This is a genomic window from Aliisedimentitalea sp. MJ-SS2 (genome assembly GCF_032586155.1).
In the GTDB taxonomy this organism is placed as follows: domain Bacteria; phylum Pseudomonadota; class Alphaproteobacteria; order Rhodobacterales; family Rhodobacteraceae; genus JAWHTC01.
Genome location: NZ_JAWHTC010000004.1, coordinates 89,803 through 112,252, shown reverse-complemented (window position 1 = coordinate 112,252; position 22,450 = coordinate 89,803). Strand labels below are relative to the sequence as shown.

At 62.4% G+C, this 22,450-nt stretch carries 26 protein-coding genes and 1 pseudogene; 10 read left to right on the top strand and 17 right to left on the bottom strand.

All coding sequences use genetic code 11. From position 1 onward, the window contains the following. Position 1: 1 nt before the first annotated feature. The 5 genes from RXV86_RS15705 to RXV86_RS15685 are packed head-to-tail and all read right to left on the bottom strand — an operon-like array spanning position 2 to position 2,184. Positions 2-445: a Na(+)/H(+) antiporter subunit B gene (locus RXV86_RS15705; protein ID WP_316301201.1), complete on the bottom strand. Its 444-nt coding sequence runs from the start codon at positions 443-445 to the stop codon at positions 2-4. Beyond that, complete coding sequence (locus RXV86_RS15700) at positions 442-1,005, bottom strand: DUF4040 domain-containing protein (protein WP_316301576.1); 564 nt, start codon at positions 1,003-1,005, stop codon at positions 442-444. Before RXV86_RS15700 ends, RXV86_RS15705 begins: the two co-directional genes overlap by 4 nt. Positions 1,006-1,019: 14 nt before the next feature. Then, positions 1,020-1,403 (bottom strand): monovalent cation/H(+) antiporter subunit G, encoded by a 384-nt coding sequence (gene mnhG, locus RXV86_RS15695; protein WP_316301200.1) that lies wholly within the window; start codon positions 1,401-1,403, stop codon positions 1,020-1,022. Further along, positions 1,400-1,705, bottom strand: coding sequence for a monovalent cation/H+ antiporter complex subunit F (locus tag RXV86_RS15690; protein ID WP_316301199.1), 306 nt, complete (start codon positions 1,703-1,705; stop codon positions 1,400-1,402). Before RXV86_RS15690 ends, mnhG begins: the two co-directional genes overlap by 4 nt. Next, positions 1,705-2,184 (bottom strand): Na+/H+ antiporter subunit E, encoded by a 480-nt coding sequence (locus RXV86_RS15685; RefSeq protein ID WP_316301198.1) that lies wholly within the window; start codon positions 2,182-2,184, stop codon positions 1,705-1,707. The genes RXV86_RS15690 and RXV86_RS15685 overlap by 1 nt, the downstream gene beginning before the upstream one ends. A 314-nt stretch (positions 2,185-2,498) precedes the next feature. Between RXV86_RS15685 and RXV86_RS15680 the strand changes: the two genes are divergently transcribed. The 4 genes and pseudogenes from RXV86_RS15680 (at position 2,499) to RXV86_RS15665 (ending at position 5,873) form a co-directional block, all read left to right on the top strand. After that, complete coding sequence (locus RXV86_RS15680) at positions 2,499-3,158, top strand: ATP-binding cassette domain-containing protein (RefSeq protein WP_316301197.1); 660 nt, start codon at positions 2,499-2,501, stop codon at positions 3,156-3,158. Beyond that, on the top strand, positions 3,136-4,980 hold the full coding sequence (locus RXV86_RS15675; protein WP_316301196.1) for a capsule biosynthesis protein: 1,845 nt from the start codon (positions 3,136-3,138) through the stop codon (positions 4,978-4,980). The genes RXV86_RS15680 and RXV86_RS15675 overlap by 23 nt, the downstream gene beginning before the upstream one ends. A gap of 92 nt (positions 4,981-5,072) precedes the next feature. Next, positions 5,073-5,222, top strand: a pseudogene (locus RXV86_RS15670) (phosphomannomutase/phosphoglucomutase); the annotation flags it as partial. A gap of 78 nt (positions 5,223-5,300) precedes the next feature. Next, positions 5,301-5,873, top strand: a complete 573-nt coding sequence (locus RXV86_RS15665) for a hypothetical protein (RefSeq protein ID WP_316301195.1) — start codon at positions 5,301-5,303, stop codon at positions 5,871-5,873. Between the two features lie 26 nt (positions 5,874-5,899). Here RXV86_RS15665 and RXV86_RS15660 read toward each other — a convergent pair whose 3' ends face one another. After that, on the bottom strand, positions 5,900-7,915 hold the full coding sequence (locus RXV86_RS15660; RefSeq protein ID WP_316301194.1) for a M3 family metallopeptidase: 2,016 nt from the start codon (positions 7,913-7,915) through the stop codon (positions 5,900-5,902). 204 nt (positions 7,916-8,119) lie between these two features. Between RXV86_RS15660 and RXV86_RS15655 the strand changes: the two genes are divergently transcribed. Next, positions 8,120-9,328, top strand: coding sequence for a PLP-dependent aspartate aminotransferase family protein (locus tag RXV86_RS15655; protein ID WP_316301193.1), 1,209 nt, complete (start codon positions 8,120-8,122; stop codon positions 9,326-9,328). 98 nt (positions 9,329-9,426) lie between these two features. Here the strand turns inward: RXV86_RS15655 and RXV86_RS15650 are convergent, their stop codons facing one another. From RXV86_RS15650 to RXV86_RS15620, 7 genes are all read right to left on the bottom strand, one after another. After that, positions 9,427-9,783 carry a hypothetical protein gene (locus tag RXV86_RS15650; protein ID WP_316301192.1) on the bottom strand — a complete coding sequence of 119 codons (357 nt, stop codon included), beginning with the start codon at positions 9,781-9,783 and terminating at the stop codon, positions 9,427-9,429. Then, the gene (locus tag RXV86_RS15645; protein WP_316301191.1) at positions 9,771-10,223 is read right to left on the bottom strand and encodes a zinc-binding dehydrogenase; all 453 of its coding nucleotides are present in this window, start codon (positions 10,221-10,223) and stop codon (positions 9,771-9,773) included. The genes RXV86_RS15650 and RXV86_RS15645 overlap by 13 nt, the downstream gene beginning before the upstream one ends. Beyond that, positions 10,111-10,794 (bottom strand): alcohol dehydrogenase catalytic domain-containing protein, encoded by a 684-nt coding sequence (locus tag RXV86_RS15640; RefSeq protein ID WP_316301190.1) that lies wholly within the window; start codon positions 10,792-10,794, stop codon positions 10,111-10,113. Before RXV86_RS15640 ends, RXV86_RS15645 begins: the two co-directional genes overlap by 113 nt. Before the next feature lie 9 nt (positions 10,795-10,803). After that, positions 10,804-11,850: a molybdopterin-synthase adenylyltransferase MoeB gene (locus RXV86_RS15635; RefSeq protein ID WP_316301189.1), complete on the bottom strand. Its 1,047-nt coding sequence runs from the start codon at positions 11,848-11,850 to the stop codon at positions 10,804-10,806. 4 nt (positions 11,851-11,854) lie between these two features. After that, positions 11,855-12,310 carry a dUTP diphosphatase gene (gene dut / locus RXV86_RS15630; RefSeq protein ID WP_316301188.1) on the bottom strand — a complete coding sequence of 152 codons (456 nt, stop codon included), beginning with the start codon at positions 12,308-12,310 and terminating at the stop codon, positions 11,855-11,857. Between the two features lie 28 nt (positions 12,311-12,338). Beyond that, positions 12,339-13,532: a bifunctional phosphopantothenoylcysteine decarboxylase/phosphopantothenate--cysteine ligase CoaBC gene (gene coaBC / locus RXV86_RS15625; protein ID WP_316301187.1), complete on the bottom strand. Its 1,194-nt coding sequence runs from the start codon at positions 13,530-13,532 to the stop codon at positions 12,339-12,341. An 87-nt stretch (positions 13,533-13,619) separates the two neighbouring features. Next, the gene (locus RXV86_RS15620; protein WP_316301186.1) at positions 13,620-14,411 is read right to left on the bottom strand and encodes a ChaN family lipoprotein; all 792 of its coding nucleotides are present in this window, start codon (positions 14,409-14,411) and stop codon (positions 13,620-13,622) included. Positions 14,412-14,472: 61 nt separating this feature from the next. Between RXV86_RS15620 and cobU the strand changes: the two genes are divergently transcribed. The 4 genes from cobU (at position 14,473) to RXV86_RS15600 (ending at position 17,891) form a co-directional block, all read left to right on the top strand. Then, positions 14,473-14,985, top strand: coding sequence for a bifunctional adenosylcobinamide kinase/adenosylcobinamide-phosphate guanylyltransferase (cobU, locus tag RXV86_RS15615; RefSeq protein WP_316301185.1), 513 nt, complete (start codon positions 14,473-14,475; stop codon positions 14,983-14,985). Continuing rightward, entirely contained in the window at positions 14,982-15,554 is a 573-nt protein-coding gene (locus RXV86_RS15610; protein ID WP_316301184.1) for a histidine phosphatase family protein, read from the top strand. The genes cobU and RXV86_RS15610 overlap by 4 nt, the downstream gene beginning before the upstream one ends. Before the next feature lie 58 nt (positions 15,555-15,612). Then, the gene (locus RXV86_RS15605; protein WP_316301183.1) at positions 15,613-16,302 is read left to right on the top strand and encodes a glutathione S-transferase; all 690 of its coding nucleotides are present in this window, start codon (positions 15,613-15,615) and stop codon (positions 16,300-16,302) included. Between the two features lie 74 nt (positions 16,303-16,376). After that, positions 16,377-17,891 (top strand): YifB family Mg chelatase-like AAA ATPase, encoded by a 1,515-nt coding sequence (locus tag RXV86_RS15600; RefSeq protein ID WP_316301182.1) that lies wholly within the window; start codon positions 16,377-16,379, stop codon positions 17,889-17,891. Here the strand turns inward: RXV86_RS15600 and RXV86_RS15595 are convergent. The 4 genes from RXV86_RS15595 to rsmI all read right to left on the bottom strand — a co-directional run bounded on the left by RXV86_RS15595 (position 17,857) and on the right by rsmI (position 21,069). After that, a complete protein-coding gene (locus RXV86_RS15595; RefSeq protein WP_316301181.1) occupies positions 17,857-18,789 on the bottom strand; it encodes an alpha/beta hydrolase in 933 nt (310 codons plus the stop codon). The genes RXV86_RS15600 and RXV86_RS15595 overlap by 35 nt on opposite strands. Further along, positions 18,786-19,742, bottom strand: coding sequence for a glutathione synthase (gene gshB, locus RXV86_RS15590; RefSeq protein WP_316301180.1), 957 nt, complete (start codon positions 19,740-19,742; stop codon positions 18,786-18,788). The genes RXV86_RS15595 and gshB overlap by 4 nt, the downstream gene beginning before the upstream one ends. Positions 19,743-19,822: 80 nt before the next feature. Then, a complete protein-coding gene (locus tag RXV86_RS15585) occupies positions 19,823-20,224 on the bottom strand; it encodes a YraN family protein (protein ID WP_316301179.1) in 402 nt (133 codons plus the stop codon). After that, positions 20,221-21,069 (bottom strand): 16S rRNA (cytidine(1402)-2'-O)-methyltransferase, encoded by an 849-nt coding sequence (gene rsmI / locus RXV86_RS15580; protein WP_316301575.1) that lies wholly within the window; start codon positions 21,067-21,069, stop codon positions 20,221-20,223. Before rsmI ends, RXV86_RS15585 begins: the two co-directional genes overlap by 4 nt. A gap of 167 nt (positions 21,070-21,236) precedes the next feature. On the opposite strand from rsmI, the gene RXV86_RS15575 reads away from it, so the two are divergent. Beyond that, a complete protein-coding gene (locus RXV86_RS15575) occupies positions 21,237-22,424 on the top strand; it encodes a penicillin-binding protein activator (RefSeq protein WP_316301178.1) in 1,188 nt (395 codons plus the stop codon). Positions 22,425-22,450 lie beyond the last annotated feature (26 nt).

Below are 22,450 nucleotides of genomic sequence, written 5' to 3'. Positions count from 1 at the left end.
CTCACCACTCCTCATCGCTGATGCGCGGCGGGCGGCCGGCAAAGGCATAGTAGACCGCCACCATCACGCCGGTGACGGTGACACCCACGCCCAGCTCGACAATCAGGATGCCATAGTGCTGACCATGTTCCATGTGGTGCGGAGTAAAGGCACCGTAGTGCAGGTATTCATATCCCAGCAGCATCGAAACCACGCCGGTTCCGGCATAGATGATCACCCCCAGCGCCACCAATTTATGCACCAGCCAGGGCGGGAACACAGCCTGGGCGTCGCGTAGCGAAAACACGACGCCGTAAATGATGAAGGCCACGGCCATGATCACGCCGGCCTGGAAGCCTCCGCCAGGGGAGTAATCGCCGTGAAACTGCACGTAGAAGGCAAACAGGATCATTGTTCCAACCAAAAGCTTGGTCACGACACGCAGGATCAAGTGGTGGCGCATCATGCCTCACCTCCTTCCCGACCATTCTCGTTGTCGTCCGCTGCATCGTCTTCGCGCCGTGTCCGCAGCCCGCTGATCAGAAACAGAACACCGATCCCGGCAGCAAAAACCACCGCGGTTTCCCCCAGCGTGTCAAAGCCGCGATAGCTTGCCAAAATCGCTGTCACCACGTTGGGCACTCCGATCTCATGCGGGCTCTGTTCCAGGTATTCCGGCGCGACATGGACCTGCGGTGGCGCATCCGGCGAGCCGAAATTGGGCATATCCATCGTGCCATAGATCAAAACTGCTCCGGTCATTGCCACCACCAGAAGCGGCAGAAAATGCGAATGGGTCGGGCGTTTTTCCACCCGACTGGTCAGGGCCAGCGTCCCCAGCATCAGAACGGTGGAAATCCCCGCGCCCACGGCAGCTTCGGTAAAGGCCACATCAACCGCATCCATCACCACAAAGAGCAGCGCCGACAGCAGACTGAACACTCCGGCCAGCATCACCGTGGCAAACAACCGCCGCATCCGCACGATGGCGAAAGCAGTCACCACCAACATGGTGAAAAGCGCGATATTGATAAAGGTTTCTATGACTTACCCACCTTTTCTGTCTCGTCCACGGACGGCTCAAGCGGCGCGGGCTCGGCCCCGATCAGCCCTTCGGCCTCTTGTGGTCGCAGCCCAGACACCAGCGCCGCATTGGCCACCGCATGGGTGGCGGTCGGGCCGGTGATGAACAGGAACACCCCGATGGCGATCAGCTTCACGGTCACCAGCGTCAGGCCCGAATGCAAGCACATGCCAGCCACCAGAAGGATCATCCCGGCGCTGTCGGTGACCGAGGCCGCATGCAATCGCGACCAGAAGTCCGGCAAGCGCCAGGTACCAAAGGCGCCAACGACAACAAAGAACGATCCCGACAGGATCAGGACCCAGCTCAGCACCACCTGAATGGTCTCAAGCGTGCTCATTCCATCCCCTCCTGCGATGCGTCGGAGTCGGCCGGTATCTGCGAAATGTCGCCAATAGCACGATAGCGGAAAAACTTCAGAACCGCGATGGTGCCGACAAAGTTGATCAACGCATAAAGCAGTGCAATATCAAGGAAATCCGGCCGCCCGGTCAAGAACCCGACCACCGCGATCAGCAACACGGTGTGAGTGCCAAACAGGTTCACCGCCAGCACCCGGTCATAGAGTGTCGGCCCGTCATAAAGCCGGATCAGCACCAGAACCATACCGATGATGACCGCGATAGCGGCGGCAATGAACATCACACATCCCCTTCTGCAGTCGAGACGCGCGCGTCCATGTCGCCCAACTCACCGATGGTGGTATGGGTATAGGCAAGCGCATGCACCAAGAACCGGTCCGGTTCGGTCTCGACCGTGATCGTTCCCGGGGTCAGGGTGATGGAATTGGCGAAAATCACTTGGGCGAGGTCGGTTTTCTGGGTATATCGAACGCCAAACAGGTGCTGACGCACCGGCATAACCGGCGCCATCACGATCTTGGTCACCGCCCAGTTTGCCTTGGCAATCTCGACCATAAGCCACAACAGGTATCCAACGAAGGCAACGGGTTTCAGCGGCACCGTCACCGCGTCGCCATCCTGTGCGTCCATCCGTGCCACCACCCAGACGGCAATCAGGGCCGACACCACGCCGAATCCGATGATCATGGGCTTGTAGATGCCCGACAGCAGCAGCCACAGCGCCAAGAGCACAACAAACGCACCGATGATCCGAAGCACTGGCCAGCCCCCTGTTCGCCTAGTTTCGCAGGGCACATTCACCCCGTCCGCTTGTTGCGGCCCTAGGTATACCGTGGTCCATGGAAATTCAACATCTCCCGGACCGGTTTTCCGCCCTGACGCACAGTTTCCAACACATTCAATTTCCTGCAAATCTGCCCGGTGCGAAGGATTTATCCCACGCCGAGACATATTTTTGCCGCATGACGTTGTAATAAGAGGGGTTAATCGGACATAATAGTCCTCGTTATGGCAAAGAAAGCCTTAACAAAACCCCGTTAAAGAGGGTGATGAGAGCAGCGTCGGAGCTAGAAATGCTCGAGTTTGAAAATGTGAGCAAGTCCTTCTGGACCGGAACCCAGCGCAAGGTCATCCTTGACCGTGTGTCCTTCCGTGTCGAACTTGGCCGCTCAATGGGCGTCCTTGCCCCAAACGGCACCGGCAAGACAACTTTGATCAACATGATGGCCGGTCTTGAAAAACCCGACGAGGGTGAAATCCGCCGCGCCTGCCGCATCTCGTTCCCGCTGGGGTTCATGGGCGGGGTGGTCAGCAAGCACAGTGCCGTCGAAAACTCGCGCTTCATCGCCCGGCTTTATGGGCTCGACCCTGACTACGTCGAGGCCTATTGCCGCTGGCTCTGCGGCTTGGGCGAGTATTTCGAACAGCCGCTCGGCACTTATTCATCCGGGATGCGGGCGCGGTTTTCCTTTGCGCTGATGCTCGCCCTTGATTTCGATATGTATCTCATCGACGAAGGCATGCCCAGTTCGACCGATGTCGAGTTCAACCGCAAGGCAGGTGACATCCTGCGCGAACGTCTGCGCACCACCACGGTGGTGATTGTCTCTCACAGCGCGCAGGTCCTGGAACAGTTTGCCAGTACTGCTGCCGTTCTCGTCAACGGCAAGCTTCATATGTTCGACAGCTTGGAAGAAGCGAAACAGCTCTATGACTACGAAACCCAAGGCTAAGAAGTTCCGCATCCGCCGCACGCCGGCCATGGGCGCAGGCACGCCGCCGCCCTCGGCGGCACCCACGACAGACGAGGCGCCCCAACCGCGCAAGTCAGACAGGCCAGTTTCGGCGGCCACCCTGACCCGCCCGGTTGATGCACCAAAACAGGCGCAACCGTCGCAAGCCCAGGCCGTTCAGGCCCGCGCGGCGCAAATGCAGGCAGCCCAGGCCCAGGCCGCCGCTGCTGCTGCGCAAGCTGCTCAGGCCGCGCAAGCGCAAGCCCAGGCGACAGAGGCCGCTGCACAAACGCACGCCGCCCCCGCCGAAATCGCCTCACCCCGCGAGACCCGTGCCGAAACCGATATCGACGCGATCCGAAGAGAGGGGTTGACCGGCCGGCAATTGCGCATGGCCCGCCGCGTCGCACAGAAACATGGGCTCGCCCCGATCTCGGATTTCGACGCTGTTCGCCAATTGCGCGTCCGCGGCATCGACCCGTTCCAGCGCTCCAACATGCTCGAACTTGTCGTGCCGGCCGACGGCGCGGGCGGCGGCGCCGGTGGCAAGGAGCCACCCGCCATGCCGGTCGACAATGGTGGTAACCCGCCGGACATGGGCGGCGGCAAGGTGCAATTGCCGCAGACGGTGCAGCTGGGCAAGGTCGGCGTTCCCTCGACCGACACCATGTCCCCTGCCGACCGTCGTGCCATCGAAATCGGCGCGATCCAGAAGGACATCGCCAAACGCCGCCGGCGCAAGCTGGCGCTGCTCTTCACCCGGCTTTCGGCCTTCGTCTTTATCCCGACCATCCTGGCCGGCTGGTACTATTTCGTCATGGCAACGCCGATGTACGCCACCAAGACCGAGTTCATGATCCTGACGGCCGATGGCGCCGCAACCGGTGGCCGCGGGTTGCTGCCCTCGGCGATGTACAACAGCCAGGACAGTATCGCGGTGCAATCCTATCTTCTGTCCAAGGACGCGATGCTCCGGCTGGATGCCGAATACGGTTTCAAGGCGCATTTTGCCGATCCCGGGATCGATCCTATCCAGCGGCTGGCAGCAGACGCCTCAAACGAATCCGCGCACAAGCTGTACAAGAAAAGCGTCAAGATCGGCTATGATCCAACCGAAGGCGTGGTCCGGATGGAGGTGATCGCCGCCAATCCGCAGACCTCGTTCCAATTCTCCGAATTACTTGTCCGTTTCGCCGAAGAGCGGGTCGATGACCTTTCGCGACAGAAACGCGACGATTCCATGCGCCTAGCCAACCGCAAACTGGAAGAGGCCAAAGTCGACCGCCGCGCCAAGCAGGAAGCCCTGATCCGGCTTCAGGAAACCCAAGGCGTCGACCCCGCCGAACAGCTCGGCGTGCTGCGCCAGCAGATCGCCAACTACGAGGCCGAGTTGCTGGAGAAAGAGCTTCAGCTGGCGGCGCTTCTCGACAACCCGCGGCCCAACCGGGCCAAGGTCGACGGCGCGCGCGGCGACGTGCGCCGCCTCGCCGCGCTTCTGGAAACGCTGAACGCACGGATGACGGCCGAAACCAATGGCCAGGACAGCCTGGCCGCCCGTGCCGCCAAGATCCAGATGGCGCAGGCCGACCTGCAATCGGCGGACATGTTCCTGCAATCGGCACTGGAAAGCGCCAAGTCCGCTGAAACCGAGGCCAGCAAGCAGGTCCGTTACCTCACCGTTCCGGTCAAGCCGATCCAAGCGGAATCCCCATCCTATCCGCGCGCTTTCGAGAACACGATCCTGGCCTTCCTGATCTTTGCCGGCGTCTACCTGATGATCTCACTGACCGCGTCGATCCTGCGCGAACAGGTTTCGTCATAACCCGGGCCCTGCCGCCTCATTCGCCACACACGTGAGAACTTTTCCCCCAGAGTGCGGCTCCCCGTTTCTTGATTGCGGGGGGGCGTGCAAGCTCCGCCCCCAACGAAAATCCCAACCCGGAAGCCATGGAAATGCAGCACGACAGGTCGGACAGCGTGAAACGCTTATGCGCAGACTTCGCCCTTGGGTTCGATGGCGACGGCGACCGCCGCGGCGTGGTCAATGACCAGAGTGAAGAGATTATTACTGACGTCGACGCGGTCATCCGCACCGAACCGGGCGTGGGTGACTACGACCAAACGATCTGAGCCATGTGGTTCATGCCTCTTACCTTCGCGCTATCAGTGGCAGGTGCTATTCTGGCTTTCGCCATCCCCGGCTTGTCCGACCTGTTGCTGATCGCAGGACCAATGGCACTCGCCGCTGCCATCCTCTGGCTTCGGCGCCCCCGTGCTATCGCACCTTCGCGCACCGTGCCAACAGAGAAAACGCTGGTGATCGACGGCTCGAACGTCATGTTCTGGCGCGGCAACCATCCAAAGCTCGACACCGTGACCGAGCTTCTCGATCTATTGCATGCCAGTGGCTACCACACTGGCATCATCTTCGATGCCTCTGCCGGTCATGTCCTCTTTGGCCGATATCTCGATGACAGGCATTTCGCAGATCTTCTGAACCTGCCCGAAACCCATTGTTTCGTTGTGCCCAAAGGGACGGTCGCCGATGAATACATTCTGCGCGCGGCCCGCGATCAGGGCGCGCGCGTTGCCACAAATGACCGATACCGCGACTGTGTCGACGATTTCCCCGAAGTGTCGAAACCCGGCCAGCTGATCCGGGGTCGATACGAGAAAGGCGCGCTCAAACTGCATCGCTTGGCCCCGCGCAGGTAGCATGCACACTCACTGCGAACCATACCTCACACCTCAACCAATCCCCGCCCCTTGAGCAGCGCCTCAATCCCCGGCAGCCGCCCGCGAAACCGCTTGTAAAGCTCGGCCGCATCCACCGACCCGCCAGTCGACAAGATGTTTTCTTCCAGCGCCCGCGCGGTGGCTTCATCAAACGCCCCGCCCGCCTCTTCAAAGGCAGCAAAGGCATCGGCATCCATCACCTCGGACCACATGTAGGAATAATACCCGCTCGAGTATCCGTCCCCGGCAAAGACATGGGCAAAATGTGGGGTCGCATGACGCATGGTAATCGCGTGCGGCAATCCCATCTCTTCCAGCACCTCGGCCTGTTTTGCCATTACGTCGCCCGGTGCCGTCCCATCATGAAACTCGAGATCCACCACAGCCGAGGCGACAAATTCCACGGTCTGGAAACCCTGATCGAAATTGGCCGCACCCAACGCTTTTTCCAGCATGTCATCCGGCATCGCCTCGCCTGTGTCGACATGCACCGCGAACTCGCGCAGCACGTCGGGCACCTCCAACCAGTGTTCATAGAGCTGGCTCGGCAGTTCAACAAAATCCCGCGCAACGGACGTCCCCGACACACTCTCATAGGTCACATTGGACAGCATCTGGTGCAGCGCGTGACCGAACTCGTGAAACAACGTCCGCGCGTCGTCATAGGACAAAAGGCACGGATCGCCCTTGGCGAAATTGCACACGTTGATCACCACCGGTGCCTGTTCCTTGGGAAACTTCGCCTGCGCCCGCATGGCCGAACACCACGCGCCCGAACGCTTGGACCCACGGGCAAAGTAATCGCCAATGAAAACCGCCACATGCTTGCCGTCCCGCGTCACCTCCCAGGCCCGGCAGTCCTCGTGATAAAGCGCCACATCAAGCGGCTTGAACTCCAACCCGAAAAGCCGATTGGCACAGGCAAATGATGCCGCGATCATTGCTTCCAGCGACAGGTACGGCTTCAACGCCGCCTCATCCAGATCATGATCTTCCTTGCGTCGCTTTTCCGCATAGTAACGCCAATCCCACGGCTCAAGCTGCGCGTTGACGCCATCGCCATGCATCATCTCTTCAAGCACGGCCGCGTCCGCCTCGGCCCGTGCCTTGGCCGGCTGCCAAACTGCCATCAGCAACTCGCGCACCGCGTCCGGCGCCCCTGCCATCTCGGTCTCAAGCTTGAACTCGGCGAAATTGTCATAGCCCAAAAGCCGCGCCCGCTCTTCGCGCAACTCCAGTGTCTCCTGCGCAATCGCACGGTTGTCGGTCTCACCGCCATTTGCCCCGCGTGCGCCCCAGGCCTCAAACGCCTTCTGCCGCAGGTCACGGCGCGGCGAAAACTGCAAGAACGGCACGATCAATGACCGTGACAGGGTCACCACCGGCCCGCCTGCGCCCTTTTCCTCGCCCGCGGCCCGCGCCGCATCGACCACGAAACCGGGCAACCCTTCCAGATCGTCCTCCGAAAGTTCCATGAACCATTCGCGCTCATCGGCCAGCAGGTTCTGGGTAAACGCCGTACCCAGCTCGGCCAGCCGCGCCTTGATCTCCTTCATCCGCGCATCCGCCGCACCCTCCAGCGCCGCGCCGGAGCGCAGGAAGCCCCGCCGGGTCAACATCAACACCCGCGCCTGCTCATCGCTCAGGCCAAGGCTTTCGCGCTTGGCCCACACCGCCTCGATCCGCTGAAACAGTGCCTTGTTCGCACTGATCGCCGCAAAATGCCGTGCCAGCTTTGGCGAAAATGCGCGCTGCAATTCCTCGCGCTTCGGGTTGCTGTCCGCCCCCGCAACCGAAAAGAACACCGACAACACCTTGTCCAGCGCCCCGCCCGCCGCCTCCAACGCCCCGATGACGTTGTCGAAATCCGCCTCTACCTCATCCCCTGCGATCGCAGCAATCTCTGCCTCATGCGCCGCCAGCGCCTGTTCCAACGCAGGAGCGAAATCCTCATCCGAAATCGCATCGAACGGGGCAATTTCGAACGGCGTATCCCAATCTGCCAAAAGCGGGTTCGTCATCTGTGCGTCTCCAAAAAACCATTGCCCCAAGACATAAGCGCCTGCCAACCAAGGCACAATCCACCCCGCCTCTTCCTTTTGCCAGAAATATCCCGGGGGTGCGGGGGCTGGCCCCCGCTCCTGACCGGTTGACCGACGCCAACGTTGCATTGCATTTCCAAAACACCCGCGACAACCTGCCCCCACAACGAAAGGGGAACAGCCATGGCCAAACGCAACACCCAAAGCGGCCCGCAAACCACCGCCATTCACGCGGGTGAAGCCCCCGACCCCACGACAGGTGCCTCGGCTCCGGCGATCCACATGTCTTCGACCTTCATCAGCGATGCGCCGGCAGGTTTCTCAGCCCATGATCTCGGTCCTGACAGCCCCTACCTCTATGCCCGCTGGTCCAACCCGTCCGTTGACATGCTGGAACGCAAGATCGCCGCGATGGAAGGGGTCGAGGCCTGCCTTTGCACCGCCTCGGGCATGGCCGCCGCCTCGGCCATCTTCTTCACCTTTCTCAGCGCGGGCGACCACGTTATCGTTTCGGACGTCTCCTATGCAGGTGTTACGGAACTCGCTCGCGAGACCCTGCCGCGCCTTGGGATCGAGGTCTCGATGGTCGACTTGTCCGACCTTGTCGCGCTGGCCAATGCCCTGCGCCCCAACACCAAGCTGATCCACACCGAAACCCCGGTGAACCCGATCGGCCGCCTGACCGACCTCGCCGCGGTGGCGAGACTGGCTCATGGCGCCGGCGCGCTTCTCAGTTGCGATGCCACCTTCGCATCGCCCCTGGGTCAGAACGCCGCCGAACTGGGCGTCGACCTGATCATGCATTCAGTGACCAAGTATATCGGCGGCCATGGTGACGCGGTGGGCGGCGCGGTGGCCGGTTCTGCCGAGTTGATCAAACAGATGCGGTTAGAGGCCTCGATCCATCACGGCGGTATCCTGTCACCTTTCAACGCTTGGCTCATCGCCCGCGGCGCCGCCACCTTGCCCCTGCGGATGAAGGCTCACCAATCCGGTGCCCAGGCCGTCGCCGAATGGCTGGAAACCCGGTCTTCCGTCACCCGCGTGATCTATCCCGGCTTGCCCAGCCACCCGCAATACCAGCTTGCCCAACGCCAGATGACAAACACCTCGGGCATGATCGCCTTCCAGGTCGGCAACGCATCACAAGGCGAAGCCACCGCCCAGGCCATGATCGACAAGCTCAAGGTGATCCACTACGCCGTCTCGCTCGGCCATCACCGCAGCCTGATCTTCTGGATGGAAACCGCCGGTCTGATGGACAGCTCTTTCAAACTCACCAGCGCGCAGCTCGACAGTTATCGCGCTTTCGCCGGAGACGGCATCTTCCGCCTGTCCGTCGGGCTCGAAGACGCGGACGACCTGATCGCCGACCTTGGTCAGGTGCTGTGATCTGATTGGTGGCTCTCGAAGCACACGCACTTTACCTCAATCCAAGCCCCAGCGCTTGATCCGAGTTCGGACAACACCAACTGAATTCACCAATCGAATCATTGCAGCCGGGAGAAGTACAACAAAGCCACTTGCGCGCTCGCCGCCCGTGTTGGATGCTCCGACTTCTCGCTGATTTCCGTCATCACGCGTATAGAAGGTTGTACCCTGACCTGCGCCTGCAAATTGCACGCGGCAGCCCAATATCTAACCACTTCGTCTTGATGACTAAGCAGTTCATCGACCCTGTCGTCGCGGTTCTCACAAATCTCACCGTAAGCTTTTGATATTCTGCCTACAATCTTGCCATCTTCGAAGCGGGTCGCATTCTCCCATGCTTTGATTTCCGCGCGATCCAGCGCTAGGCACAGCGACACGAACTCGATGACCAGTTCGTCATTTTTCACAAAGAACACTCCACTGCTCCTTTGGGCGGGCGCTGAACCACCTCTTCGCCTCTGATATCCAACTGCACGATCCCGGTCTTCTTGCCGGCCTCGACATAGTGAAACGCCTCGCGCACCTCCTCCAACCGATACCGCCGATCGAACACCCCGCGAATGGCCCCGTCCCGCATCAACTCGGCGAGCTCACGCACGAATCCCGTCGCATCCCCTGGAAAGGGCACGCTCACCCGGCGGCTGCCGCTCAAAGCAGACCAAAGCCCCAGCCAGATATTCGACCACCAGGGCCCCAGGTCTGTCGCCCGGAACACCCCACCCGGGCGCAACAACTTGCGGCAGTCAAACCATGACGTTTGCCCGACCGCATCGAACACCATGTCGAAATGCGGCCCCAGAGCGGTAAAATCCTCGGCCAGATAGTTGATCACCCGATCCGCTCCCAACTCCTGCACAAGGTTCAGATGCCGCGTGCCCACAACGGCCGTAACCTCCACACCGCGCCTTGGCCAGCTGCAACGCCGCCGTGCCAATCGCCCCGGATGCCCCATAAATCAGCAGGCTCTGTCCCGATTTAAGCTGGTTGACCGTCGCACTGGCATACCAGGCCCCTTCACAGATCACTGCCTCGTCCAACGCCACGCCATCGGGAAGGGTTGCCACCGGCCCTTCGGCCTCAATCACCAGAAACTCGGCATAGGTCCCGAACCGCTCGGGTGACATGCCAAATACCCGGTCCCCCACGGCAAACCGTTCCACCCCATCCCCGACACGCGCCACCACCCCGGCAAAATCCATCCCCGGCACCTTGTGGCGTGGCCGCAACCATCCCGTCATGCCCCGGGCAAAAAACGGATGCGCCCGCAATGTCGCCGTATCGGTGCGGTTCACGGTTGCATTCTGCACCGCAATCTCGATCTGGCCCGGTCCCGGCGCAATGCGTCGCACATGACCCAGCGCCAGAACATCCGGCCCGCCATAGCGCGTGCATATCACCGCTTTCATGTCAGTCTGCGTATCGGCCATAGGGCCAGCTTACACGGTGCCACCTTCGCCACAAACCGGGCAATCGTCGCGCCGTTTCACCGCGATCTTGCGGCTTTCGCCCCAAAGCCCATCATAGATCAACAGCTCACCGCGCAGAACATGCCCCGCGTCTGCGATCAGCTTCACCGCCTCCAATGCCATCATCGTACCGATCACCCCGGGCAGCGGTCCGACCACCCCCGCCTGCGCACAACTCGGTGCCAGATCCGCCGCCGGAGCCTCGGGAAACACGCATTGATAGCAGGGGGCGCCAGCCCCCGGCTCGAACACCGACAGTTGCCCTTCCCACTGGGTAATAGCGCCTGAGATCAAGGGCTTGCCCGTCGCAACACAGGTCCGATTAACCATATAACGTGTGTCGAAATTGTCGGTCCCGTCGATCACCACGTCATACTCGGCAAACAACTCCCGTGCTGTCGCTTCCTCCAACCGCCGGTGATACGGCTTGACCTCGACAAACGGGTTCAAAGCCCGCATCTGACCCGCCGCTGAATGCACTTTGGGCATGCCGATCCGGTCATCCGAATGAATCACCTGCCGCTGCAGGTTCGACCCGTCCACCTCGTCATCATCCACCACGCCGATGGTGCCGACCCCTGCCGCCGCCAGATAGAGCAGCACCGGCGAACCCAGCCCCCCGGCGCCCACCACCAGTACCTTCGCCGCCTTCAGCTTCTTCTGTCCCGGTCCACCCAGCTCGCGCAGCACGATATGGCGGGCATAGCGCCCCAGCTCGACCTCGGAATACATACCTTCTGACACCGGGACCTCCTCTTGCACAACCGCCCGCGCCCGCAGCCAGGCCAGACCCTTTGCATATAGCGCCACCGCCACGGCGAAACCACCGATCAACCCCCAAAGAACCGGGCTTTCTCCGGTCGCCACCCGCAACTCATGCCCCTCGGGCAAGGTCAGCTGAATCAACATGACCGCCAGCCACAGAAGCACGATCAGCACCCACACCATCTGCCCTGGCCAACGCATCAACCGCCCCAGCCCCCAGATCATCGCGGCAATCCCGAAAACCAGCAGCATGGCGTCAACCGACCCCGGTCGAGCCGAATCCGCTCGAACCGCGTGCCGTCTCGCTCAACCCGTCAGATTGGAAAAAATCCGCTTGCACTACCGGTGCCACCACCAGCTGCGCAATCCGCGCACCGTGTTCGACAACAAACGGCGCATCGCCCGCATTCATAACGATCACGCCCAGTTCGCCGCGATAGTCACTGTCAATCGTGCCGGGGCTGTTGACCAGCGTGATTCCATACTTCAACGCCAAGCCCGAGCGCGGTCGCACCTGCACCTCGAAGCCTTGCGGGATCTCCATCCTCAACCCGGTCGGGATCAGCGCCCGTGCGCCAGGTTCAAGCGTAATTCCTTGGCAGTCAACGAAATTCGCCCGCACATCCGCCCCGGCCGCGCCCTCGCTCTCGTAAGACGGCAGCGCGATCGCCGTATCGGCGCCCTCGACCCAACTCAGCTTTATCGCGACCACGCCCGTCCCTCTTTCTTGGCGAAAATATTCAATCCAGAGCCTTCGCGATCCGCTGCGCCAACTGGCGGGCAACCTCGCCTTTCCCCATTCGCGGCCAATCCTCGACCCCTTCCTCGGAAATCAGATGCACCGCGTTCTCGCTGCCGCCCATGATCCCCGTCTCGGGTGAAACATCATTGGCCACGATCCAGTCACACCCCTTGCGCTTGCGCTTGGCCACGGCATTGGCGATCACGTCATCGGTCTCGGCGGCAAAACCCACCACCAGCCCGGGCCGCCCCTTCTTCATCTGGCTCACGGTCTTAAGAATGTCCGGGTTCTCGACGAACTCCAGGCTCGGCAACTTGCCCTTCACCTTCTTGATTTTCGAAGCCCCCGCGCCCTTGACCCGCCAATCGGCCACGGCCGCCGCGAACACCGCGGCATCCGCCGGCAAACCCGCCTCGACCGCCGACAGCATCTCGGCCGCCGTTTCGACCTCCACCACCGCAACCCCTTGCGGACGCACAGCATCCGCCGGCCCGGTGACAAACACCACTTCCGCCCCCATCGCCGCCAACGCTTCGGCAATCGCCGTGCCCTGCGCGCCCGAGGACCGGTTGGCGATATAACGCACCGGGTCGATCGGCTCATGAGTTGGCCCGCTGGTCACCAGCACCCGCTTACCTTTCAATGGGCCGTCTGCAAGAAGTCCCTGAACCGCCTCGACAATCTCCATCGGCTCGCTCATCCGGCCAGGTCCGAACTCGCCACAGGCCATGTCACCCGCGTTGGGGCCGACAAAGCGCACCCCGTCCGCCGTCAGCTGCGCGATATTGCGTCCGGTCGCGGCATGCTCATACATCCGCACATTCATCGCCGGCACGCAAAGAACCGGCGTATCCGTCGCCATCAACAGCGTCGTCGCCAGGTCATTGGCATGCCCGCCCGCCATTTTCGCCAGCAAGTCCGCCGTCGCCGGCGCCACCACAACCAGATCGGCCACCCGGGACAATTGAATATGCCCCATCTCCGCCTCGTCGGTCAGGTCGAACAGATCGGTAAAGGCCTTCTCACCCGCCAGTGCCGCCACGCTCAAGGGTGTGACAAATTCCTGCGCCGCACGGGTCAGCACCGGCGTCACCGCTGCGCCGCGCTCGCGCAGACGCCGGATCAGGTCCAGGCATTTATAGGCAGCAATCCCGCCCCCGATGATCAGAAGAACCCGTTTCCCGGCCAGCATTTACGCCTCCCGCTTGATGTGCCCCCAAGTGTTACGGCGACGCGGGCCTAAAGACAATGGTAGGGCGGAGTTCACCCCGCCACCCCCTCATTCCTTGTTGAACACCGCACATGGGTCTTCCCGCTCGGCCTCGGGCACGATCTCGACCGCGTCAAACGGCCCACCCTCTTCCTCGTGCTCGGCAATCGCCAGCGAGAACATCACCGCCCCGCTTACCCGTTGCAGGTAGACCGGCGCGCCCCAGTCCTTGCGTGCGTGGCCGTTGCCGGTGATGACCACCACCGGCCCGCCAACCTCATCCAAAGCCTGCACCGCGGCACGCGCCAAAACCGCATCCCGCAATCGCTGCAGCTCCACCATCATCGGCAGCATCTCCCCGGGCAAAGCGTCGCAATGGGCTTCGTGCTGGAACGCCTCGCGGGCCGCCTGCTCGTCCTCAGACAAGGGCACGGTCAAGCCAAAGGCCTCGGCGTCCGTGCCAAAACTCTCGGACACACCACCCTTCATCGCCGCCCGTGCCTCTTCCCGTGGCACCGCCGCCCCATAGATTGCCGCCTGCGGAGCGGCCGCAAAAATCGGGTAGTACATGTTGAAATCCGGCCACCCCAGATGTTCCCAATGCAACGCCGTCGCCAACGTGTCCGCATCGCCCCGCATCTCCGGTGTGGCCTTCTCGGCCAACTTTGGCGTCAACATCTCGAACACCAGCGCCTTGGGCTTCAGCGCCGCCACCAGCTCACTCTGGCGTTTATGCACATTCGGGTTGTCATGCACCTCGCCCAGGAAGATCACATTCGCCCCGCCCATGCCTTCGGGAACTTCCACCGCCTGCCCCATCCCGGCCCAGACGGCACAAATCACGGCCAGTACTCGCCTCATGCTTTTCTCCCTGCACATGCTCTGCTACGCCTTTGCCTGACATAAGGACCGGTCCAGACACATGCAACTTACCCTCGTTCTCGGCGGGATCGCCTCTGGCAAATCGGCGCAGGCCGAGGCGCTGGTGCGCGCCGCAAATCTGCCGATGATCTACCTCGCCACGGCCCAGGCCCGCGATGCCGAGATGAAGGCCAAGATCGAGCGCCACCAGACCACCCGCGGCCCCGGTTGGAAAACAATCGAGGAACCGCTGAACATCGCCGATGCCTTGCGCAACGCGCCCGCTGATCACGCAATCCTCTTCGATTGCGCCACAATGTGGCTGACAAACCACCTTCTGGCCGATCACGATCTTGCCGCTGAACGCGAAGGGCTGCTCTCGGCCCTCGCCGCCTGCCCGTCGCAGGTTGTGGTGGTGTCGAACGAGGTCGGCCTCTCAGGCGTCCCCGACAACGCCCTCGCACGCCGCTTTGCCAATGAACAGGGCCACCTCAACCAGGCGCTGGCGGAGCAGGCGGCCTGCGTGATCGTCGTCACTGCCGGCCTTGCCCAGACCCTGAAAGACGCGCCATGAGCCGCATCTTCTGGATTCGCCATGGCCCGACCCACGCCAAGACTATGGTCGGCTGGTCCGACCTGCCCGCCGACCTATCCGACACTGCTCAGCTGGCCCGGATCGAACGCCACCTGCCATCCAAGGCGCTGGTCATCTCCTCGGACCTTTCCCGCGCCGTCACCACCGCCGATGCCATCGCCGGGGACCGCCACCGACTGCCCCATGACCGAAACTTGCGCGAAATGCATTTCGGCGACTGGGAGCTGAAACACCACAGCGAGATCGAAGATCAGGACCACGCCCGCCGCTTCTGGGAAAACCCTGGCGACATCCGCCCCCCCGGCGGGGAATCCTGGAACGAGGTCACCGCCCGCGTCGATACGGCCATCTCGCGTGTCCTAACTGACCACCCCGGTGCCGACATCATTGCCGTGGCCCATTTCGGCGTGATCCTGACCCAGCTGCAACAGGCCCTGCAGCTAGATGCCTATCAGGCCTTCGCCCACAAGATCGACAATCTTTCGGTCACCGAACTGCACCGTGCGGGCGACAGTTGGCACGCCGAGCACTTCAATCACCATCCGTGATGCCTTCCTCTCAAATTGTCATTTTGAGCGACACCGAACGCCCGGCTACCTTGCGCAAATGACTTATGACCTCTTTATCGCCGATCAAACCTTCTCCAGCTGGTCCTTGCGGGGCTGGCTCATGCTCGAGAAATTTTCGCTTTCCTATCAGGCCCATATGGTTGGCCTGTACGACGGCACCATGGCCCAGGACCTGTCCGAACTCGCCCCGGCCCAGCTGGTCCCGGTGATGCGTGACGCTGACGGGATTGTCGTTGGCGACAGCCTCGCCATGGCCGAAACTCTGGCCGAGCGTCACCCAGAGGCCGGTCTCTGGCCGTCCGACCCTGCCGCCCGCGCTCTGGCCCGCTGGATGGTGGCGGAAATGCACTCCGGCTTCACGGCGCTGCGCAATGAGTGCCCAATGCAGCTTCTGCATCAATATCATGGCTTTACCGTCTCGGACGCGGTCAAATCCGACCTCGCCCGGCTCGAGGAACTCTGGAGCCTTGCCCGCACTCGACACGGTGCAAACGGCCCCTGGCTCTTTGGCGCATACAGCCTCGCCGATGTCTTCTATGCCCCGGTCGCGGCGCGGATCGCAGGCTATGACCTGCCCATCAGCGAATTGGCCCAAGCCTATATCACCACGACCCTTACCGACCCGGCTTTCCGTGAATGGCGCGCCGAAGGGTTGAAGAAAAGTTACGATCCCGTGCCTTATGCCATGGACCTGCCAACCCGCCCCTGGCCCGGCCCGACACAATAATCACGCGAATTAACCATTCCTAAACCCTCTCCGGGCTACCGATTAACCAAGATTAAACGGAACCGGAGTGGAACATGGTCGCGCGCGCCTACACGGTCGCCTTCGAAGGAGTCGAGGCCAAGCAGGTCGAGGTGCAATGCGCCGTCACCCCCGGCTTGCCCGGGTTTTCAATTGTCGGCTTGCCCGACAAATCCGTCTCCGAGGCCCGCGACCGGGTCCGCACCGCGCTTTCGTCGCTTTCCATTGCGCTGCCGTCGAAACGCATCACCATCAACCTCTCGCCTGCCGACATGCCGAAAGAGGGCAGCCATTATGACCTGCCCATCGCCCTGGCCCTGCTGGCCGCGCTGGAAATCATCCCTTCGGACGCAACCGAAGGTACCACCGCGCTTGGTGAACTCAGTCTCGACGGTTCGCTCGTGCCCGTCACCGGCGCGCTTCCGGCGGCGATGAGCGCCGCAGAAGAAAGCCGCACCCTGGTTTGCCCCAACGCATCGGGCCCCGAGGCCGCCTGGGTCGGTGCGGCGCAGGTCCTCGCCCCCAAATCTCTGGCCGATGCCGTCCGCCACTTCACCGGCCAATCCCCATTGCCCCCGGCCGAACCCGGCGAGCTCAGCGATGCCAGCCAATCCCGCGACCTCTTGGACGTCAAGGGCCAGGAACGTGCCAAACGCGCCCTCGAAATCGCCGCCGCCGGACGGCATCACATGATCATGGTCGGCTCCCCCGGGTCGGGTAAATCCATGCTCGCGGCGCGCCTACCCGGAATCCTGCCACCGCTCACTCCGGTTGAAGCGCTGGAAACCTCGATGATACATTCCCTGTCAGGCCTTCTCGAAGAAGGCGGCATTTCCCGCATCCACCCCTTTCGCGAGCCGCATCACACCGCCTCGATGGCGGCCATTGTCGGCGGCGGGCGCGGTGCCAAACCCGGCGAGATCAGCCTCGCCCATAACGGGGTGCTGTTCATGGACGAGTTTCCCGAGTTTCCCCGCCAGGTCCTGGAAACCCTGCGCCAACCGATCGAGACCGGCCAGGTCATCGTCAGCCGCGCCAATGCCCACGTGAAATACCCTTGCCGTTTCATGTTGTTGGCCGCCGCCAACCCCTGCAAATGCGGCTACCTTGCCGACCCGAACCGCGCCTGTTCCCGCGCGCCGATCTGTGGTGAGGATTACCTGGGCCGCATCTCCGGTCCGCTGATGGACCGGTTCGACCTGCGCATCGAAGTACCGCCGGTGGCCTATTCCGACCTCGACCTGCCCAGTTCGGGCGACAGTTCCGCCGAGGTCGCCGCCCGTGTCACCACCGCCCGCGAGCTTCAGGCGGACCGGTTCGAAAATGCCCCCGAGGCCCGGCTCAACGCCGACGCCGAAGGGGCCCTGCTGGGAGAGATCGCCACCCCTGACGAACAAGGCCGCGAGTTGCTGATCAAGGTTGCCGAACGTATGGGCCTGTCCGCACGCGGTTATCACCGGGTGTTGCGCGTTGCCCGCACCATCGCCGATCTTGATGGCTCACCCGATGTTCGCCACCCCCATGTGGCCGAGGCGGTCAGTTTCCGCCTGATGATGAAAACCGAGAGCTGATCCAGCACCCGACTTGTTTCAGCGTCGCATTTGCCTCGGGCATCAACCGTTGAAAAATCGGCCAGACATGTGGCAGGTCATGCGCGACCACTTCCGTCACCTCCACCCCCTGCGCCCGCAGATGCACAGCCATCCGGCGCGTGTCATCAAGCAGAATTTCCGTGGTTCCCACGCATAGCCACACGGGGCAAGCCCCTGTAAAGTTTCCATAAAGCGGCGAAGCCCGCGGATCACGCGGGTCATGATCCACCAGGTACATCTCTTCCATCAGCTTGGCCTGGTGCGCTGGCAGCATCACGTCGGCTTCAGCATTTTCGCGGAAGGAGTCTCCTGAAAAACTCATGTCCGTCAGCGGCGAAAAGGCAAAACACCCCGCAGGCTGCGGCAGGCCCCGGTGACAAATCTGCCCCAAGAGGCCAAGCGCCAGCCCGCCCCCGGCACTGTCGCCGCCCAGCACGATCTGCCCAGGAGACACCCCCTGATCCAGCAGCAGCATGTAGGCTTCCAACGCGTCCTCGGGCGCCGCTGGATACGGGTGCTCCGGCGCCTTGCGGTAATCCGGCAGAATCGCCCGCGCACCGACAAGCTGGCACAGCCGCGCCACCATGGCCCGATGCGTCCGAGGCGAGCCCATGACATAACCGCCACCGTGGAAATACAGGATCACCCGAATCGAAGCACTCTGTGGCGGTATAACCTTCAGGCAGGTCAAATCGCCCAGCGTCACGCTCTCGTATTGCACCTTTCTCGGCCCATGAAAGAACAGAGCAGCACTACGCTCGAACCCACGGCGAAGCTCTTCGGGATGTTCGGTGCGGGCGATGCGGCGCTTCTCGAACAGCCGCAATGCCACATTGAGAACCCGGGCGCGACGGCTGGGCCGGTTCGGGCGGGTCATGCCCGGCGCGCCTCGATCGCCTCCCAGATCTTCTCGGCGATGTTGACCCCGTCGAACCGCTCAAGTTCCTGGATGCCGGTGGGCGAAGTCACGTTGATCTCGGTCAGGTAATCGCCGATGACGTCGATGCCGACGAACACCTGGCCCTTTTCGCGCAGCAGCGGCCCGATCGCGGCACAGATTTCCTGATCGCGCGCGGTCAGCCCGATCTTCTCGGGCCGTCCGCCCACATGCATGTTCGACCGGGTTTCGCCCTCGGCCGGCACGCGGTTGATCGCCCCAACCGGCTCTCCATCGACCAGGATGATCCGCTTGTCGCCATTGCTGACATCCGGCAGGAATTTCTGGGCGATCAGCGGTTCGCGCGAAAACCCGGTGAAAAGCTCGTGCAGCGAGCTCAGGTTCCGGTCGCTCTCGGTCAGGCGGAACACCCCGGCCCCGCCATTGCCGTAGAGCGGTTTCAGGATGATGTCGCCGTGTGTGTCCTTGAAGGCGCGGATCGTGTTCAGGTCGCGGGCAATCGTGGTCGGCGGGGTCAGGTCCGGAAAATCCAGCACCAACAGCTTTTCGGGGTAGTTGCGCACCCAGAACGGATCATTCACCACCAGCGTTTGCGGGTGAATCCGCTCCAGCAGATGCGTCGTAGTGATATAGAACATGTCGAACGGCGGGTCCTGACGCAGCCAGACCACGTCGTAATCGCTCAAATCGACCTCCTGCTCCGCGCCCAACTCGAAATGGTCGCCTTTGACGCGCCGCACCGTCAATGGCCAGCCCCGCGCGACGATGCGCCCCTCGCGATAGGCCAACTGGTCGGGCGTGTAATAAAACAGCGAATGCCCGCGCGCCTGCGCCTCCTCGGCAATGCGGAAGGTGCTGTCGGCATCAATGTCGATTGGGCCGATCGGGTCCATCTGAATGGCAATCTTCAACTTGGGTTGGGGCGCAGTCATGAGGCAGTTTCCTTGCATCGGGTTGCCCATTACATGGCCCAGCCCGCCCGCATGCGCAATCCGTCAGATGGCAATTGCCCTCAATACTGCCCGAAAGCGTTCTCCAGAATGCGCACCGCACCTTGAGCGTCCACCAGCGCCACATCGAACCGCATATCGGTCATCAACCCGTCTGGTGCATTGGCCAGATATTCCTGCGCCGCGCCGCAAATCCGCATGATCTGCTGTTCCGACAGGCTTTCGGCGGCGCGATCGAAACTGGCCGCCTTCTTGACCTCGACAAAGACAAGCGTTGCGCCATCGCGCATCACCAGGTCGATCTCACCCTGCCGCGCACGATACCGGCGCCGCTCTTCGGTAATATCGCGCCGCGCGTAATCGCGCGCTACGCTGTCTTCGGCAGCCAACCCTGAAAGATAGGCGCGTCTCCCACGCCGCTGCTTTGAGGCGCGGGCAGGTTCAGCTGTAGATTTCGGATTCAAGTGCCCCTCTCTTTCGCCAATTCCAGAGCGCGTTGATAGACCGCGCGGCGTTTCACCCCGGTCTGCGCCGAGACCTGATCGGCGGTATCCCGAACCGACTGCCCCTCCGACAAGGCCGCCTGCAACAGAGAGTCTGTGTCAGATTGGTTAATTTTCTCCGAATTTCCTTTGCCCACCAGGAACACGATCTCGCCCTTCAGTTTCCGCTCTGCTGCGATGGTGGCCAGTTCGGACAGGGTGCCGGTCAGGACTTCCTGGAACTTCTTGGTCAATTCGCGACAAACCGCCGCCGGACGATCCCCGCCCAGAACCGCCGCCGCGTCACCCAATGCGGCGGCAATCCGATGGGGTGATTCGTAGAAAACCAGCGTCGCGGGCACCTCAGACAGCTCCGCAAGGGCGGTTTTCCGCTTGGACGCCGTCGCCGGTAGAAACCCCGCAAACAGGAACCGATCGGTGGGCAGCCCCGACAGGGTCAGGGCAGTGATCGCTGCCGATGCCCCCGGTGCGGATGTGACCGCATGCCCCGCTGCCTGCGCCGACCGGGCAAGGTCGAAACCGGGATCCGACACCATGGCCGTGCCCGCCTCGGGCGCATAGGCCACCGACTTGCCCTCTTCCATAGCCGCAAGCAGCCGCGCACGGGTCTTTTCCCCGCTATGATCGTGATAGGCCACCAGTGGGCGCCCAGCCAGAGCCACCCCGTGAATCTCCATCAAGCGCCGCAGGCTCCGTGTGTCTTCGGCGGCCAGAACATCCGCAGACGCCAGGATGTCCAGCGCACGCAGCGTGATGTCGCGCGCTGCGCCAATCGGGGTTGCCACAAGGTGCAGGCCCGCCGGCAATTTCCTGCCCGGTTCCGGGGAATAGCCGGGGAAATCTCCCCGCGCTTCATTGCCGCTCGTCTGATTCACCACTGGACCCCGCAACCTGGTCGATTATTATCCTCCCCAAACAGCCGTCCCGCACTGTGCGACGGACCGGCCATGACCCAGGGAGCAAGAAGTTATCCATGTTTGCCGTTTTGACTCCGATCCGCAAGGGCGCTGCCCGTCTTGTCGCCGCGCTGTCTCTGATTTGGCTTGCCGCCTGTGAACCGATCGCACTTGGCGGTGGTGGTACATCCGGCGGCCCCAAGATCGACCCCTCTGCGCCGGTGCCGGTCGCGCTTCTGGTGCCGCGCGGTTCCAGCAATGGCAGCGACGAGTTTCTGGCCAAGGCCCTCGAAAACGCCGCCCGGATGGCAATCTCTGACCTTAACGGGGTCAGGATCGACCTGCGGGTCTACTCCACCGCCGGCACAGCGGCCCAGGCCCAGTCCGCCGCGCTGCAGGCAGTGAACGATGGTGCCAAGGTCATCCTGGGTCCTGTCTTTGGCGAGGCCGCAAATGCAGCAGGCGTGGCCGTCGCGCGAAAGGGCGTCAACGTTCTGGCCTTTTCCAACAACCCGACCATCGCCGGGGGCAACGTCTTTGTGTTGGGCCCGACCTTCGACAACACTGCCGGGCGGCTCGCATCCTATGCCAAGCGGCAAGGCAAAGGCCGCGTGTTGGTGGTGTATTCGGAAAACGTTGCCGGACAGCTTGGCAAAGTCGCCATCGAACAGGCGATTGCGCGCCAGGGCGCAACGCTCGCCGGTTCGGTCGGCTATCAGTTCAGCCAGCAAGGCGTCGTATCGGCCATCCCTAGGATCAAGGCCACCGCAGCAGCCGGTCAGGCCAACGCGGTGTTCCTGACCGCCAATACCGCCGGGGCGCTTCCGCTGTTTGCCCAGATGCTGCCGGAGGCTGGCATCAACCCCACCACCACTCAGTTCATTGGCCTTTCGCGCTGGGACATTCCGCCTCAGACGCTGCAACTGCCCGGGGTTCAGGGCGGCTGGTTCGCCATGCCCGATCCGGGTAAAACCCAGGCGTTCTCGAACCGCTACAAGGCCGCCTATGGCGAGGTTCCACACCCGATTGCGAGCCTTGGTTATGACGGCATTGCCGCCATTGGCGCCCTGGTCAAGGCAGGCAAGTCTGACGCGCTGACCGGCGCGGCTTTGACCCAGGGTGCCGGCTTCCAGGGCGCGACCGGCATCTTCCGCCTGCGGCCCGACGGGACCAACCAACGCGGTCTTGCTGTGGCCCAGATCCGTGACCAGCAGGTTGTTGTCATCGACCCCGCACCGCAGGGATTTGGTGGTGCCGGATTCTGACCCAATCGCCGCGACCGGCGCGGACC